Source organism: Agrobacterium sp., assembly GCF_032092815.1.
GTDB lineage: Bacteria > Pseudomonadota > Alphaproteobacteria > Rhizobiales > Rhizobiaceae > Agrobacterium.
In genome coordinates this window covers 64,695-81,216 of record NZ_DAMDBP010000001.1, presented here as the reverse complement: position 1 = coordinate 81,216, position 16,522 = coordinate 64,695, and the positions used below count along the sequence as shown (strand labels likewise).

The following is a 16,522-nucleotide window of genomic DNA, read 5'->3' as shown; positions in this document are numbered from 1 at the left end:
CGAAATTCATTTAAATTCTTTAGATGATTTAAAAAGGGGACAAATAGGCCAGTCTGGCCTGATGCGGAGGGAGAGCCTTTGGCTCAAAAAATCAAGCTTTCGACGATTGCGGAAAGTCTCGGATTATCAACGGCAACCATCTCTCTTGCGTTGCGCGACAGTCCGCTGGTGGCAGCCGATACACGCGAGAAAATCAAGGAACAGGCACGCACGCTGGGTTATATCTATAACCGCCGTGCAGCGAGCCTCAGAACATCGCGGTCTGGCATCGTCGGCGTTGTGTTCCACGATGTGATGAACCCGTTTTACGGTGAAATTCTGAAAGCGATCGAAAGCGAACTGGACCGCAGTCGCCAGACATTCATTCTTTCCAACCACTATGATTCCGTTGAAAAGCAACGCAATTTCATTGAAACGCTGCTGCAGTTGGGCAGTGACGGTATCATCATGTCGCCTGCCATTGGCACGCCGACTGAAGATCTGAGGCTGGCGGAAGAAAACGGCATGCCGGCCATTCTGGTTGCCCGCTCGATGGATGGCGTTGATATGCCGACCTATCGCGGTGACGACAGCTACGGCATTTCGCTGGCCACCAATCATCTGATCAGCCTTGGCCACCGTACCATTGCCATGGTGGGGGGGACGGACCAGACATCGACTGGCCGCGACCGTTATCAGGGCTATGTCAATGCGCTGCGCAAGGCCGGTATCGAGGTTGATCCCAATCTTCGTATTCCAGGGCCCCGCTCCAAGCAGGGTGGTTTTGAGGCGGCGGTCCATTTCCTGTCCCTGCCGCAAAAGCCGACAGCGGCGGTATGCTGGAACGATCTGGTGGCAATCGGTCTGATGAACGGTATTTCACGCGCCGGTTTTGTTCCTGGGGTCGATATCTCGGTCACTGGATATGACGACCTTGAAGAGGCGGCAATTGCCACACCGTCGCTGACAACGGTGTCCAACGGGCAGGCCGAAGTGGGTCGTCTGGCAGCGCGTGCGCTGCTGGATCGCCTTGAAGGCAGCCATGAACCGGATGGTATCCATCTGATCAAGCCGGAAATGCGCATTCGCCAATCAACCGGCCCTGTCCGCCCAAGACAGTAACGGATATCGCCATCGTGACCTTTCAAAGTCATACTATTCTGTTTTAAGGTCTTGAATTGTATGACAGCAGGCAAGGGCAAACGGGGTGTCATTTCCCTGCGCACTTGCTTGAGAAAATGACCAAGGGGTTCAAACCCTTCACGTCGGGGTGGTTGTGTGTGATTGCGTCAGGTGAGCAAGGGCATGTCGTGCCGATTACTCGTCTGGTTCTCGGCACCAAACTCACTCCCGCAGGATGGATGAATTTAGTGGGGCCTGACCCTATGGAGGAAGTGCATGTCTGATACCAAAGCGACCGTTCTCATTCCCGGCAAGATCAATCCGCGCGTTACAGAACGTTTGCAGGGCAATGTTGAAATCATTACCGTTCCGGCGGGCGGCGAGCTGGTTTTGCCTGAGGGTGCGGCTGAGCGCATTCGCGCCATTGCTGTTTCCGGCGTTGTTTCCGCAGACTGGATGAATGCCCTGCCAAACCTCGAAATCATCGCCAATTTCGGCGTCGGTTATGATGGCGTGGATGCCAAACATGCGGCAACCCGCAATGTTGTTGTAACCAACACACCTGACGTGCTGAATGATGAAGTGGCCGATACGACGATTGCGCTGCTGATCAATACGCTGCGTCGTCTGCCACAGGCGGAAAATTATCTGCGTGATGGCAAGTGGTCAAAGGAAGGAGCGTTTGCCCTTTCGCCATTTTCACTCAAAGGCCGCACAGTCGGTATCCTGGGCCTCGGCCGTATCGGTCTCGAGATTGCCAAGCGCCTTGAGCCCTTCAAGGTCAATCTTGGCTACCACACCCGCACAAAGCGCGAAGATGTGGCCTATACATATTATAGCTCGCTGACAGAAATGGCTGAAAAGGTCGACACCTTGATCAGCATCGTGCCTGGCACGGCGGCGACCCACAAGATTCTGAATGCCGATATTTTCAAGGCATTGGGACCGCAGGGTGTGTTCATCAATGTCGGACGTGGGTCCAGCGTGGATGAAGATGCGTTGATCAAGGCACTGCAGGACCGGACGATCGGTGCTGCCGGACTTGATGTTTTCTACAATGAGCCGCAGGTGCCGGATGCTTTCCTGAGCCTCGACAACGTGTCGCTGTTGCCGCATGTCGCGTCAGCATCGATTCCGACCCGCAATGCCATGGCCGATCTGGTCGTGGACAATATTCTTGGATGGTTCAAGGACAAGAAGGTCCTGACACCAGTACCGGAAACCCCTGTGAAGGGCTGACGTTCTGGCGTTACCTCTCGGTTGAGCTTTCACCGTAGAGGTAAACGCTGCAGCCTCGGCGACTGTTCAATCAGGCCTTGCCGCCCTGATATTCCCGAACAGCTTTGCCAAAGGCTTCAAAAAGGGCTCGGGACGGCGCGTCCGTCTCGGCCCAATATTCCGGGTGCCACTGCACACCGACGGCAAAACCTTTTGCATCGATAACCGACACGGCTTCGATCGTACCATCCTCTGCCGTTGCCTCTACCTGCAAACGGGGGGCGGTTTCAGCAATCGCCTGACGATGCAGCGAGTTGATCTGGATTTCGCCTGCCAGACCCAGGTGCTGGGCAATACAAGAACCTTCGCGAATGAGGACCGGCTGGCGAATGGCATAGGCGGTGTGGCGGTCGACGTCGGTGGGCTTGCGATGGTCCCATACACCCGGTTGGTCCTGAATTTCGCTGGCTAACGTGCCGCCAAGCGCAACATTCAGTTCCTGGATACCACGGCAGATGGCAAACATTGGAATACCACGCTCCAGCGCACGGCGGATCAGCGGAAGAGTGGTGGCATCGCGTGCCGGATCGAAAGGTCCGTCGCTCTCCTTGGCTTCGATGCCGTAAAGCGAGGGATGCACATTGGTGGCCGAGCCGGACACCAGCAGGCCATCGACCCGGTCGAGAATTTCATTGATATCATTGCCGTCCTCAAGGGCAGGCACGATAAAGGACATCAAATTGGCAGCTTTGAGGGCAGCGTTGACATATTGTGTCTGCGCCGCATGCCAGGTTGTGCCGTCGAATTCCCTGATATCGGCTGGGATTGCAATGACTGGTCTTGGCATGATGACTCCGGCTGGCATGGGATGTTTTCAAACCTCGTAAGAATGCCTGTTCGTGATGGAAGTCAAGTTGTCTTGGCTTCCGCCCATGGCATGGCAGATATGTTGCAATCCGTTGCAAAACGGCCCAATTTTCTAAGTCTTTCGTCTAAGGTCTAAGTCTTTTTGCAGCCGAAAATTGTACGCGATGCTTGCAACCACTGGAGTGGCATGGTTACCTCCGTGGGTGTGAAACCGTGGGGAGACAGTTTTACCCCCGCAGCGATTATCTGGGAGGATATATGGATCGCCGCTCATTTCTGAAGAAGACTGCCGCAACCGGTGCCGGTGCAACAGCCGTTACTTTGGCGGCGCCTGCCATTGCGCAGGAGGCCACAAAAATTACCTGGCGTCTGACGTCGTCCTTCCCAAAGTCCCTCGATACGATTTACGGTGGTGCGGAGGACGTGGCCAAACATGTTGCCGAGGCGACGGACGGCAATTTTACCATCCAGACATTTGCCGCTGGTGAAATCGTTCCCGGTTTGCAGGCCGCTGATGCGGTCAGTGCCGGGACCGTCGAGATGGCGCATACGTGCTCTTATTATTATGTCGGCAAGGACCCGACCTTTGCGATCGGTTCTGCCATTCCATTTGGTCTAAATGCGCGCCTGACCAATGCCTGGTTTTATGAGGGCAATGGCAATGACTTGATGAATGAGTTTTACGCCAAGCATAAGATTTACGGTCTGATTGCTGGTAACACCGGTGCGCAGATGGGTGGTTGGTTCCGTAAGGAAATCAATACGATTGATGACCTCAAAGGCGTTAAGATGCGTATTGCCGGTCTGGCCGGCAAGGTGGTTGAAAAGCTTGGTGTCGTGCCGCAGCAGGTGGCTGGCGGTGATATCTATCCGGCGCTGGAAAAAGGCACCATCGATGCTGCCGAGTGGATTGGTCCTTATGACGACCACAAGCTTGGTTTCCAGAAGGTGGCAAAATATTATTATTATCCAGCCTTCTGGGAAGGTGGTCTTGCCATCCATGCCTTCGTCAATCTCGACAAGTGGAACAGCCTGCCAAAACAATATCAGGCTGTGTTGCGAGACGCGTGCGCCTTTGCCAACACCAATATGATGGCAAAATACGACATGAAAAATCCGGCGGCCGTGAAACAGCTTGTTGGGGAAGGTGCGGTATTGCGGCCATTCAGTCAGGAAGTGCTCGAGGCTTGCTACAAGGCCGCACTTGAAGTGTATGCCGAAATTTCCGCGACCAATGCGGATTTCAAAAAGATCTATGAAGATCAGGTAGCCTTCAAGAGAGAAGGTTATTTGTGGATGCAGCTTTCCGAATACACTTTTGACACCTTCATGATGATCCAGCAGCGTAACGGAAAGCTGTGATAGGTTCAGACTAAACCAAGTTCGCTCCGCATGAAAAAGCCCACCAGATTGTCTGGTGGGCTTTTTGTCATGGTGTGATCTTCGGCGGTTGGCTGAGATCCGTGGCCGGTGAGGGCGGTGGCTGTTGCGCAGGCTGCTCAGTTGGTCCGCCCAGGTTAAGAGGAGGCAGACCCAGTTGCGGTGCAGCAGGTGTCGCCGGAGCATCTGCCGGGGCCGGGCCTCCAAGATTGAGAGGTGGTAGGCCCATTGACGGTGCCTGTGTGCCAGATTGGCCAACCCCAAGCGGCGGAAGAGACAGATCTCCGGGTGCTCCGCTGCCAGGGCCACCCGGTATTTCGATCTTGATCGTGTTTGGATCGACCGTCGGGTGTGAGGACTTGTAATGCATGACAAGGCCCGGAAACGCGATGACCACGATGATCATGCAGAATTGCATGATGATGAATGGCAAGACGCCTTTATATATCTCCAGCGTCTTGACGGCAGGCATGTGTCTGCCTGTCACCTTGTCCACCCAGGGTGCATTTGGAGCGATTGAGCGCAGGAAGAACAGCGAAAAGCCGAAGGGCGGTGTGAGGAACGACGTCTGCAGGTTGATGCCCAGAATGACGCCGAACCAAACAAGGTCAATGCCCAACTTGTCGGCGACAGGTGCCAGCAGTGGGACCATGATGAAGGCAATCTCGAAAAAGTCGAGGAAGCAGCCAAGGATGAAGATGATGATTGTAACAACGATCAGGAAGCCATATTCACCGCCAGGCAACGCCAGCAGCAGTTCCTCAATCCAGACATTGCCATTTATGCCGTAGAAGGTCAGACCGAATACCCGGGCGCCGATGAGGATCATCATAACAAAGGCAGAGAGCTTTGTTGTTGCATCCAGAGCATTTTTGAGCGTGCCGACGTTCAAACGACCTTTGGCAAGAGCAAGGATCAAAGCGCCTGTGGCGCCCATCGCACCACCTTCTGTTGGCGTTGCTATGCCAAGGAAGATCGTGCCCAAGACCAGGAAGATCAGGGCAAGCGGTGGAATGAGAACGATAATGACCTGTTCAGCCAGCCTCGAAATGATCTTGACCTGCATACGGCTGTTGGCAATGGCCACGGCGTAAACCACAAGAACGGAGAAGGCCAGAGCTGCAACGAGCTGCCATTCAGGGCTGGAAATGTCCACGAACAACAGATGCATGCCGATGTAGTAGAGGGCAATCGAGATGGCAATCATCACCAGAAGTGACTTGACCCCGTTGCCCAATGTCCGTGCTTCTGCAGGAAGGGCCGGGACATATTGCGGGCGTACCAGCGAAACGACAAAAATATAGGCGCAGTAGACAGACACGATGATCAATGCCGGATAGAGCGCGCCAATATACATGTCGCCAACCGAACGGCCGAGCTGGTCTGCCATCACGATGAGAACCAGTGACGGTGGAACGATCTGCGCCAATGTGCCTGATGCGGCAATGGTGCCTGCCACCAATGGCTTGTTGTAACCATAACGCATCATGATCGGCAAAGAGATCAGACCCATGGCCATGACAGATGCGGCAACAACGCCGGTTGTTGCGCCAAGCAACGCGCCAACCAGAATAACGGCGTAGGCCAGGCCACCGCGGATCGGACCAAAGAGCTGCCCAATCGTGTCGAGCAGATCTTCTGCCATCCGTGAGCGTTCAAGAATAATGCCCATGAAGGTAAAGAACGGGATCGACAGCAATGTGTCGTTATACATGATCCCGTAGATACGTTCGGGATGTGATTGCAAGAGCGGCCAGAAGAGCCGGATTTCCGGAGAAATCCATGACAGTTCAACGCCGATGACAAAAAAGATGAGGCCACCTGCGGCGAGCGTGAAGGCGACGGGGTAACCAAGCAGCAGCATCAACATGACGCTGCTGAACATGACAAGTGGCAAATTGTGCGCGATGAAATCGATCATGTCAGTTTTTCACCTCGCCAGTTTCTGTCTGATTTTCGGCAGGCAGGTTCGGGTCAGCCATCACGCCGATTGCGATAGCGAATTTTTTGATGATTTCGGAAAACGCTTGCAGAAGCAGCAAAGTAAAACCAAGCAGTACGACCAGCTTCGCAGGCCAGATAATCAGGCCGCCGGCATTTGAAGACACTTCGCCTGACATGAAAGAGGTCATGAACCAGGGGTATGACAGGTAGGTCATCAACGCGGCAAAGGGCACCAGGAAGATGACGTGCAGCACCAGGTCCACGATGTTGCGCGTACGGTGCGACCATGATGATGAAACAATGTCGATACGGACATGCTCGTTTTTGAGCAGGGCGTAAGCCGCAGCCATCATGAACACCGTGCCATAGAGATACCATTGTACTTCAAGCCAGGCGTTCGATGATACATCGAACATTTTTCTCGTCACGGCGTTGATTGCGCTGATAACAACTGCGGCAAGCAAAAGCCAGGACACGGACTTGCCGATGGTTTCCGTAATTTTATCGATGATGCGGCTTACTAATAAAAGAAAGCTCATTTTCCCCTCCTCAATCATGTTCCGGGTTCTTGGCAAGACACTTGCCCGGTACATGCACAGAACTGTAGTGCATCCAATGAATGCAGGATGTTGGCTGCCATTGCGGTGCAGCGTTATTTTTACTGCCACGTGAATGCAACCGTGTTGACGGTCCGATTGTGTTTTTTTGCCTCTATTTCTGCGGGTTTTGGTGAAATTCGCAACGGTGAACCAGACAAAACCTGCAAATATACAGCCCATATGCTGCTAAAGGCGTAGACGCGGTGAAGGCAAACATTGTGTCGACCTCGCGTCGGCGAATCTCGGGTGCTGTTTCGTTTTGATGGTGCCCTGAATGCGCATATTTATTGAACGGCGCATAAAAGTGTTTCAACAACTCACTTCGATTGAGTTTCAAACGATTTGATGCGGCATCACGTCCATTGCGCAGTTTAGTTGCTTTGTGGTAGGTCTCGGCGTGGAGAGAGAGCCGTAAAGGTCACGTATTCCGGCGTTTTATTGCGTATCGCGCTTTGAAGAGCGTCTGTTCTTTTACGGATTTTTGGAAGGGAAATTACCATGAGCGAACATCATACCGGACCTGTCGAAATCGGTGCGCCGATGAATTATGCAGAGCACGAAAAAACCTACAACATGTTTTTGAGCGCGACCAAATTCGGTACCATTGCGCTGTGCGCATTGATGATCGCCATGGCTGCAGGGTTCTTTACCGCTGCCGGCTTTTTTGGCGGACTGATTTTGTTCGTTTTTCTGGTCGTTGCGGGCACAATCATCCTGCGCTGATTTTTATCACCGATCTGATTGGTCGAAACCATCCTGCTGGAGATCGAACGTCTCCAACGGGGTGTCTTGCTGTGAAATTTAATGGATGGAATATGCCGGGCGCATCTCCGGCGGTTCCAGTGATCTAAGGAGAGTCTGCGTTGAGCAGTGTGGTATTTGTGGCGAAGGAAACCTCGCCGGACGAACCGCGAGTTGCCGCTTCGGCGGAAACCGTGAAAAAGATGATCGGCCTCGGTCTTGAGGTTGTAGTCGAGGCAGGCGCTGGTTTGCTGTCGCGTATTCCGGACGCGGATTACGAAAAAGCCGGCGCAAAAATCGGCAAGGCAACCGATGCCAAAACCGCAGACGTCATTTTGAAGGTTCGCCGCCCGGTGGACAAGGAAATCAAGTCCATCAAGCAGGGCGCCATCGTCATTGCCATCATGGACCCCTACGGCAACGAAGAAGCACTCGCAGCACTTGCCAAAGCCGGTGCCACGACATTTGCCATGGAACTGATGCCGCGTATTACCCGCGCGCAGTCGATGGACGTTCTGTCGTCGCAGGCCAACCTTGCTGGTTACCAGGCGGTTATCGATGCGGCTGCCGAATATGATCGCGCCATGCCGATGATGATGACCGCTGCCGGTACCGTGCCAGCGGCCAAGGTTTTTGTGATGGGTGCCGGTGTTGCCGGTCTGCAGGCCATTGCAACGGCGCGCCGTCTGGGTGCTGTCGTATCGGCAACCGACGTTCGCCCAGCTGCCAAGGAGCAAGTTGCCTCGCTTGGTGCCAAGTTCATTGCTGTCGAGGACGACGAATTCAAGGCGGCGGAAACCGCTGGCGGTTACGCCAAGCAGATGTCGGACGAGTATCAGGCCAAGCAGGCGGCTCTGGTGGCTGAGCATATTGCAAAGCAGGATATCGTTATCACCACTGCACTTATTCCCGGTCGCCCGGCACCGAAGCTCGTATCGCGCGCCATGCTGGCGTCGATGCGTTCCGGTTCGATTGCGGTTGACCTTGCCGTCGAGCGCGGCGGCAATGTCGAAGGAGTTGAGGCCGGTAAGGTTGCTTATGTCGAGGGCGTCAAAGTCATCGGTTACAGCAACGTGCCGGGCCGTGTGGCTGCTTCGGCGTCACTGCTTTACGCAAAGAACCTGCTGACTTTCCTTGAGACGATGATCTCCAAGGAAACCAAGCAACTTGCCCTGAATACGGAAGATGAACTGGTCAAGGCGACCATGCTGACGCATGGCGGCGCTGTCGTTCACCCGAATTTCGGTGGCGTCAAGAATGAAGGAGCCGCATGATGGCGAATGAAGTTTTGAACAAGGCTCTGGACGGGCTTGATCAGGCTGTCGAGGCGGTTAAAGCTGCTGCGGCGCAGACGCCTGAGGTTGTTGATGCCGTTGGTGCTGCGGCCCATGGCGTTTCCGGTGGCGCGATCGATCCTTTCGTGTTTCGTCTGGCCATTTTCGTGCTGTCGATCTTCGTTGGTTATTACGTGGTCTGGTCCGTAACGCCTGCACTGCACACGCCGCTGATGGCTGTTACCAACGCGATTTCCTCGGTGATCGTGGTGGGTGCCTTGCTCGCTGTTGGCATTTCCATGTCCGGTCTTGCCACTGGTTTCGGTTTTGTGGCGCTGGTCCTGGTTTCGGTAAACATCTTTGGTGGCTTCCTCGTCACCAGCCGCATGCTTGCCATGTACAAGAAAAAAGATAAGTGAGGGCCGCCTGAATGTCCGAGAATTTTGCTGCCTTCCTTTATCTCGTCTCCGGCGTGCTGTTCATCATGGCGCTGCGTGGCCTTTCGCATCCAGCCACCAGCCGCAAGGGTAACCTGTACGGCATGGTCGGTATGGGCATTGCCATTGGTACGACGCTGCTTCTGGCAACGCCGTCCTTCGGCGGTCTGGTGCTGATCGTACGCGGCATTGCCATTGGTGGTGGTGTCGGTGCTTACATTGCCCGCACAATCCCGATGACTTCAATGCCGCAGCTCGTTGCGGGTTTCCACTCGCTGGTTGGTCTGGCTGCCGTGCTGGTGGCTGCTGCTGCCATCTACACACCGTCGTCGTTCGGCATTGGCGAGCTTGGTTCAATCCATGCACAGGCGCTGATTGAAATGTCGCTTGGTGTGGCTATCGGTGCGATCACCTTTACCGGTTCGATCATTGCGTTTTTGAAGCTCGACGGTCGCATGTCCGGCAAGCCGATCATGCTGCCGATGCGTCATGTCATCAACGCATCGATCTTTGCGGCGATTGTCGTGCTGATTGGCGTTCTGGTTGCGACCGAAAGCCATTTCGTATTCTGGCTGATCGTTGCGCTGTCGCTGGTCTTCGGTGTTCTGCTGATCATCCCGATCGGTGGTGCTGATATGCCGGTTGTCGTATCGATGCTGAACTCCTACTCCGGTTGGGCTGCGGCTGGTATCGGTTTCACACTTGGCAATCTGGCGCTGATCATCACCGGTGCGCTTGTCGGTTCGTCCGGTGCGATCCTGTCCTACATCATGTGCAAGGGCATGAACCGCTCGTTCATCTCGGTCATTCTGGGTGGCTTTGGTGGCGAGGCTGCGTCTGCCGCTGCCGATGACGGCGTTCAGCGCACGGTGAAGCAGGGCTCTGCCGATGATGCGGCTTACCTGATGGCAAATGCTTCCAAGGTTATCATCGTGCCAGGTTACGGCATGGCGGTTGCTCAGGCTCAGCATGCGCTGCGTGAAATGGCTGACACGCTGAAGAAGAACGGTGTGGAAGTAAAATACGCGATCCACCCGGTTGCCGGTCGTATGCCTGGCCACATGAACGTGCTGCTGGCGGAAGCCAACGTGCCTTATGATGAAGTGTTCGAGCTGGAAGACATCAACTCCGAATTTGCACAGGCTGATGTGGCCTATGTGATCGGCGCGAATGATGTGACCAATCCTGCCGCACGTGACGACAAGACATCGCCGATCTATGGTATGCCGATCCTCGACGTCGACAAGGCCAAGACCTGCCTGTTCGTCAAGCGTTCGCTTGGTTCCGGTTATGCTGGCATCGACAATACGCTGTTCTACAAGGATGGCACGATGATGCTGCTTGGCGATGCCAAGAAGGTGACGGAAGAAATCGTCAAGGCGATGAACCACTAATCATCAGCTTTAGAGTGATTTGAAGGGCGCGTGCAGCAATGCATGCGCCCTTTGTTTTTGCTGTGTCGGGCAAAGGACAGGGCGGCTTGACATGCAAAAAGCCGGAAGGTTTCCCTTCCGGCTTTCGCTCATAATTACGAGTGGCAGTTAGCCTTATGCGCCGCCGCGTGTACGGGCCACACCATCAAGTGCTGGCTTGTACTTTGGGTCGAGACGTGCGGCATGCGAATAGGATTTCGCGGCCTTTGCCGTCTCGTTGCGACGTTCATAGACCAACGCCTGGTTCGCCCAGGATTCAGCGATCTTGCCGTCCAGCGCAATGGCGGTGTTGAAATCGGCAAATGCGTTTTCATCATCGTTGAGCGCGATATAGGAAATGCCGCGGCCGTTGTATGGCTCAGGCGAGCTTGGCGATAGCGAGATGGCTTTGGAGAAGTCTTCGATCGCCTGCGCATGCTGGTTACGCAGCTGATAGATCAGGCCACGATTGTGCCATGCACGGCCATCGGTGGTTTCAAGCTGGATGGCACGGCTGAAATCGTTGAAGGCCTCGTTGGTACGGCCTGTCTGACGATAGAGGTTGCCTCTGCCAATATAGGCCACGTCATAGGATGCATTGATCTGCAGTGCGGCGTTGTAATCAGCAAGAGCCTGCGCCTGCTGACCCATGTTGCGGTGAACCAGCGCACGGTTGGCATAGGCCTGATAGAAGCGCGGGTTCAGCTGGATGGCCTTGTCGAAATCGGCAAGGGCGCGGCGGAAATCACCGGCGCGGCCGTAAGCGGAGCCACGTACGTTGTAGCCTTCCGGATCCTGCGGGTTGGCGCTGATCACCGACGACAGGGACGCGATGTTTTCGCTGGAGCCCTGGGCGCGATCGAGGCGGATGGCATCCGATGGCTGGGTGGTGGTAGCGCAACCGGACAGGCCAGCAACAAGCAGGCAGGCCATCAGCGGAAGAAGTGCCGAAGTCTTGTGCTTATCAACGACGTCCCGCCGCAGGGAGTTGGAACGAGCGGCTGCACAATTCATGTCGGCGATCATCTGGTGTCTTTTCCCTTAAGGCCTGGCGCTCAATCCATGCTTGAGGCCGTAAACTGAAAAAGCGGCGACGAAAATTCGCCCCCGCCCAACAAGCATTCAAAAACGTCGAAAAAACGACTGCTTAGCGAGCCGCACGAGCGCCAGCAACCAAGCCTTCGCGCTGTGCACGCTTGCGCGCCAGCTTGCGAACACGACGAACAGCTTCGGCCTTTTCGCGGACGCGCTTCTCGGAGGGCTTCTCGAAATGGTCGCGCATCTTCATTTCACGGAAGACGCCTTCGCGCTGCAGTTTTTTCTTCAGGACGCGGAGCGCCTGATCAACGTTATTTTCGCGTACAAGTACTTGCAAGTGGATCACGTTCCTTTGTTTGATTTGGGGCCGATGATGCGTACATCCTCAGGCAAACAAAATATCGCTCGTCTGGCCAGAGGGCCACGCGATTGGTGAGCTCCTTACCAGATCATGTGCGGAAAGTCCAGCCGTCAGTCAGGCCGATATATCAAAAAACCCTGATATACAGGGTGCGAGCAAATCATCGCCGCAGTCTGGGTCAAGGAATATGTTGCGTCATGTCAAAACATCGTGTGTCATGCGTCGCAAAATGGACGATACGACATGTCACGATTTGCCATGTGTATGTTGGTGTGGTCATGCCGAGATACTCTACCTGTCCTTCCAAAGGAGTCTGAAGTTAGATGCGGAAATATTCGGTTTTTGCCGTTGCCCGCGAGGCACTGCGCGGTCACAAGGGATGGGATGCCCAGTGGGTTTCGCCTGAACCTCGCAGTGAATACGATGTCATCATCATCGGTGGCGGTGGGCACGGCCTTGGAGCGGCATATTATCTGGCCAAGGAACACGGTATTACCAATGTGGCCGTTCTGGAAAAGGGCTGGCTGGGCGGCGGCAATAGCGGCCGCAACACCACCATCATCCGTTCCAACTATCTCTATGAAGAGAGCATGGATATTTTCGAGCATTCCCTCAAATTATGGGAAGGCTTGAGCCAGGAGCTGAATTACAACGTCATGTATTCGCCGCGCGGAGTTATGATGTTGTCGCACAATATTCACGACATGCAGTCATTCAAACGCCATATCAATGCCAACCGCCTGTATGGCATCGACAATGAGTGGCTGACGCCGGAACAGGCCAAGGCCTACTGCCCACCGCTCGATATATCTGGCACAGCCCGTTATGCCATCAATGGTGCCGCCTTGCAGCGCCGTGGCGGTACGGCCCGCCATGATGCGGTGAACTGGGGCTATGCCCGTGCAGCCTCCGACCGTGGTGTGCACATCATCCAGAATTGTGAAGTCACTGCCATCCGCCGTGGTCCTGATGGTGCCGTCACGGGTGTAGAAACCAATCGCGGTTTCATCGGCGCCAAAAAGATCGGTGTTTCGGCGGCTGGCCACTCTTCCGTCGTGATGTCTATGGCTGATGTGCGTGTGCCGCTGGAAAGCCAGCCATTGCAGGCACTGGTGTCGGAGCCGCTCAAACCGATCATTCCTTGCGTGATCATGTCGAACACGGTGCATGCCTATATCTCCCAATCTGACAAGGGCGAGCTGGTGATTGGCGCAGGAACGGACCAGTACACCTCCTATTCCCAGACGGGTGGCCTGCAGATCATCACCCATACGCTGGATGCGATTTGCGAGCTTTTCCCGGTCCTGCGTCGCGTCAAGATGATGCGCCAGTGGGGCGGCATTACCGACAACACGCCGGATCGTTCTGCGATCCAGAGTGTGACGCCGGTGCCAAACCTCTTCGTCAATTGCGGCTGGGGAACGGGTGGTTTCAAGGCCACACCAGGTTCAGCCCATCTGTTTGCGCATCTGATTGCACGGGGTGAGCCGCATCAGCTTGCCGCCGGACTGACGCTGGACCGTTTCCGTTCCGGCCGTCTCATCGATGAAGCCGCTGCTGCGGCTGTTGCGCATTAAGGCTTGAGGATTACACCATGCTGCTTATTCGTTGCCCTTATTGCGAAGATGATCGTTCCGAACTGGAGTTTCGCTGGGCGGGGGAGGCGCATATTGCGCGCCCTGAAAACATTGCCGATATTTCTGACGAAGCCTTTTCGGAATTCTTTTTCATGCGTGACAATACCAAGGGGCTCATTTTTGAGCGTTGGCGGCACATTCATGGCTGCGGACGGTTTTTCAATGCTGCCCGTCACACCGTGAGTGATCGGATTTATCTCACCTACAAGGCGGGGGAGCCGAAACCTGATGCCGATGTCATCCTTGAAACTGCCAGTGATAAAGGAGCGTCGAAATGAGCGGCGCCTATCGTATTGCCGGGGTCGGGCGCCTGACGCCTGCCCGTACCGCCCGTTTTACCTTTGATGGAAAAATCTATACGGCGCTTGAGGGCGACACGGTCGCGGCCGCCCTGCTGGCCAACGGGGTTCACCTGATTGGCCGCTCCTTCAAATATCACCGCCCGCGCGGGTTTCTTTCGGCTGGTCCGGAAGAACCGAATGCACTGATCGACGTGTCGCGTGACGCCGGCCGTCGCCAGCCCAATGTGCGCGCCACCGTCCAGGAAGTGTTCGACGGGGCCATCATCCAGTCGCAAAACCGTTTCCCGTCGTTGTCCTTCGATGTTGGGGCAATCAACGATCTGTTTTCGCCGTTTTTTGCGGCCGGTTTTTACTACAAGACCTTCATGTGGCCGAAGAGCTTCTGGCACAAGATTTATGAGCCGGTCATCCGCCGTGCTGCAGGACTTGGCGTGGTGCCTGATGAGGCCGATTCCGACCATTACGCCACCCGTTATGCGCATTGTGATGTGCTGGTGGCCGGTGGTGGTGCCGCAGGTCTGGCTGCTGCATTTGCCGCTGCCCGTACTGGTGCAAGCGTCATTCTGGCCGATGAACAACCTGAGGCTGGTGGCGCCCTGCATTTCGACAAGGGTGCGATTATCGATGGCATGGAAGGATATGACTGGGCGCAGGCAACAATTGCCAAGCTGAAGGCCATGCCCAATGTGCGGTTTTTGCCGCGCACCACGGTGTTCGGTTATTACAACCACAATTTCCTTGGCCTTGCAGAACGTCTCAGCGATCATCTGGTGTTGCCGGAAAAGGCGCAGCCGCGTGAACGTCTGTGGCAGGTGCGTGCCAAGCAGGTGGTGCTTGCAACCGGCTCCATCGAACGTCACATGGTGTTTGCCAATAATGACCGTCCCGGCATCATGCTGGCATCCGCCGGACGCACCTATCTCAACCACTATGGCGTGGCGGTCGGTCACAAGGTCGGCGTCTACACCGCCCATGATTCCGCCTATGAAACGGCCTTTGATCTCAAAAAAGCAGGCGTTGAGGTTGCTGCCATCGTTGACTGCCGTGACAATCCGGCCGAAGCGCTGCTGGCAGAGGCCCGTTCGCTTGGTATTACCGTTTTGACCGGCCACAGCGTGTTCAACACATCCGGCCGTCTGCGCGTGTCTTCCATGACGGTTGGCCGTAATGGCGGAGCCTCCAAGCGCAAGATTTCTATTGATGCTCTGCTGGTTTCGGCGGGCTGGACGCCTTCGGTGCATCTGTTCTCGCAGTCACGGGGCAAGCTACGCTTCGATGCGGAGAATGATCGCTTCCTGCCTGACATTCATGTGCAGGATTGCGTTTCCGTCGGTGCCTGCAACGGCACGGATGATCTGGCGGCACTGATTGCCGAGGCGCTAACAGCCGGTGAAAATGCTGCCAAAGCGGCGGGCGCCACCGAAGAGGCGGATGTCTATTTCACCGGCAGCAATTCGCGGGACTGGACCGGCGGTATGATCGGTGCTGCCGAGGGTGCTGGAGAAGATAGCGGCGTCAAAGCCTTTATCGATTTTCAGCATGATGTCTGCGCCAAGGATATTCGCCTTGCGGTGCGTGAAGGCATGCATTCGATCGAGCATATCAAACGCTTTACCACCAATGGCATGGCGTCGGATCAGGGCAAACTTTCCAACATGCATGGTCTCGCCATTGCTGCGGAAGCGCTGGGTCGCGAGCTGCCGAAAGTGGGCCTGACCACCTTCCGTGCGCCTTATACGCCGGTGACCTTCGGGACACTGGTCAATCACTCACGTGGCCATCTGTTCGATCCGACGCGCAAGACGCCGATGCATGCGCTGGAAGAGGCCGCCGGTGCGGTGTTTGAGGATGTTGGTAACTGGAAACGTGCCTGGTTTTTCCCGCGCGCCGGGGAAAACATGCATGAGGCGGTAAACCGTGAATGCAAGACGACACGGGATACGGTTGGCGTGTTTGATGCATCGACACTAGGCAAGATCGAGGTGGTTGGTCCGGATGCGGCCAAGTTCCTCAACCTGATGTACACCAATGCCTGGGATACGCTCAAGCCGGGCAAATGCCGTTACGGCATCATGACCCGCGAAGACGGCTTCGTGTATGATGATGGTGTTGTCGGGCGTATTGCCGAAGACCGTTTCCACGTGACGACGACAACAGGTGGGGCACCACGCGTGTTGCACCACATGGAAGATTACCTGCAGACCGAATTCC

14 protein-coding genes and 1 pseudogene are annotated in these 16,522 nt (G+C 55.3%); 10 read left to right on the top strand and 5 right to left on the bottom strand.

Annotation, left to right across the window (positions count from 1 at the left end; translation table 11 throughout):
• Positions 1–78: 78 nt before the first annotated feature.
• Together RT613_RS00345 and RT613_RS00340 are read left to right on the top strand one after the other, a co-directional pair.
• The gene (locus RT613_RS00345; protein WP_313612059.1) at positions 79–1,101 is read left to right on the top strand and encodes a LacI family DNA-binding transcriptional regulator; all 1,023 of its coding nucleotides are present in this window, start codon (positions 79–81) and stop codon (positions 1,099–1,101) included.
• Between the two features lie 276 nt (positions 1,102–1,377).
• Positions 1,378–2,340 carry a 2-hydroxyacid dehydrogenase gene (locus RT613_RS00340; protein ID WP_313612057.1) on the top strand — a complete coding sequence of 321 codons (963 nt, stop codon included), beginning with the start codon at positions 1,378–1,380 and terminating at the stop codon, positions 2,338–2,340.
• Positions 2,341–2,410: 70 nt separating this feature from the next.
• On the opposite strand, the gene RT613_RS00335 is transcribed toward RT613_RS00340, so the two are convergent.
• Complete coding sequence (locus RT613_RS00335; protein ID WP_313612056.1) at positions 2,411–3,166, bottom strand: gamma-glutamyl-gamma-aminobutyrate hydrolase family protein; 756 nt, start codon at positions 3,164–3,166, stop codon at positions 2,411–2,413.
• Positions 3,167–3,444: 278 nt separating this feature from the next.
• Here RT613_RS00335 and RT613_RS00330 point away from each other — a divergent pair, with 278 nt between their 5' ends.
• The gene (locus RT613_RS00330; RefSeq protein ID WP_313612054.1) at positions 3,445–4,548 is read left to right on the top strand and encodes a TRAP transporter substrate-binding protein; all 1,104 of its coding nucleotides are present in this window, start codon (positions 3,445–3,447) and stop codon (positions 4,546–4,548) included.
• Positions 4,549–4,615: 67 nt separating this feature from the next.
• Here the strand turns inward: RT613_RS00330 and RT613_RS00325 are convergent, their stop codons facing one another.
• Both RT613_RS00325 and RT613_RS00320 read right to left on the bottom strand, forming a co-directional pair.
• Complete coding sequence (locus RT613_RS00325; RefSeq protein WP_313612053.1) at positions 4,616–6,487, bottom strand: TRAP transporter large permease subunit; 1,872 nt, start codon at positions 6,485–6,487, stop codon at positions 4,616–4,618.
• 1 nt (position 6,488) lies between these two features.
• A complete protein-coding gene (locus tag RT613_RS00320; protein ID WP_409558729.1) occupies positions 6,489–7,178 on the bottom strand; it encodes a TRAP transporter small permease subunit in 690 nt (229 codons plus the stop codon).
• Positions 7,179–7,607: 429 nt separating this feature from the next.
• Between RT613_RS00320 and RT613_RS00315 the strand changes: the two genes are divergently transcribed.
• The 4 genes from RT613_RS00315 (at position 7,608) to RT613_RS00300 (ending at position 10,955) form a co-directional block, all read left to right on the top strand.
• Positions 7,608–7,832: an aa3-type cytochrome c oxidase subunit IV gene (locus tag RT613_RS00315; protein WP_313612051.1), complete on the top strand. Its 225-nt coding sequence runs from the start codon at positions 7,608–7,610 to the stop codon at positions 7,830–7,832.
• Positions 7,833–7,972: 140 nt separating this feature from the next.
• Positions 7,973–9,124 carry a Re/Si-specific NAD(P)(+) transhydrogenase subunit alpha gene (locus tag RT613_RS00310; RefSeq protein ID WP_313612049.1) on the top strand — a complete coding sequence of 384 codons (1,152 nt, stop codon included), beginning with the start codon at positions 7,973–7,975 and terminating at the stop codon, positions 9,122–9,124.
• Positions 9,124–9,543, top strand: coding sequence for a proton-translocating transhydrogenase family protein (locus RT613_RS00305; RefSeq protein ID WP_313612047.1), 420 nt, complete (start codon positions 9,124–9,126; stop codon positions 9,541–9,543). Before RT613_RS00310 ends, RT613_RS00305 begins: the two co-directional genes overlap by 1 nt.
• A gap of 11 nt (positions 9,544–9,554) precedes the next feature.
• Positions 9,555–10,955, top strand: coding sequence for an NAD(P)(+) transhydrogenase (Re/Si-specific) subunit beta (locus RT613_RS00300; protein WP_313612046.1), 1,401 nt, complete (start codon positions 9,555–9,557; stop codon positions 10,953–10,955).
• Between the two features lie 153 nt (positions 10,956–11,108).
• Here the strand turns inward: RT613_RS00300 and RT613_RS00295 are convergent, their stop codons facing one another.
• Both RT613_RS00295 and rpsU read right to left on the bottom strand, forming a co-directional pair.
• A complete protein-coding gene (locus tag RT613_RS00295; protein ID WP_313612247.1) occupies positions 11,109–11,987 on the bottom strand; it encodes a tetratricopeptide repeat protein in 879 nt (292 codons plus the stop codon).
• A gap of 133 nt (positions 11,988–12,120) precedes the next feature.
• Entirely contained in the window at positions 12,121–12,348 is a 228-nt protein-coding gene (gene rpsU / locus RT613_RS00290) for a 30S ribosomal protein S21 (protein WP_313612045.1), read from the bottom strand.
• Between the two features lie 347 nt (positions 12,349–12,695).
• Between rpsU and RT613_RS00285 the strand changes: the two genes are divergently transcribed.
• From RT613_RS00285 to RT613_RS00275, 3 genes and pseudogenes are all read left to right on the top strand, one after another.
• On the top strand, positions 12,696–13,949 hold the full coding sequence (locus tag RT613_RS00285; RefSeq protein ID WP_313612043.1) for a sarcosine oxidase subunit beta family protein: 1,254 nt from the start codon (positions 12,696–12,698) through the stop codon (positions 13,947–13,949).
• Between the two features lie 17 nt (positions 13,950–13,966).
• Complete coding sequence (locus RT613_RS00280; RefSeq protein ID WP_313612042.1) at positions 13,967–14,287, top strand: sarcosine oxidase subunit delta; 321 nt, start codon at positions 13,967–13,969, stop codon at positions 14,285–14,287.
• Positions 14,284–16,522, top strand: a pseudogene (locus tag RT613_RS00275) (FAD-dependent oxidoreductase); the annotation flags it as partial. The gene RT613_RS00280 and the pseudogene RT613_RS00275, both read left to right, overlap by 4 nt.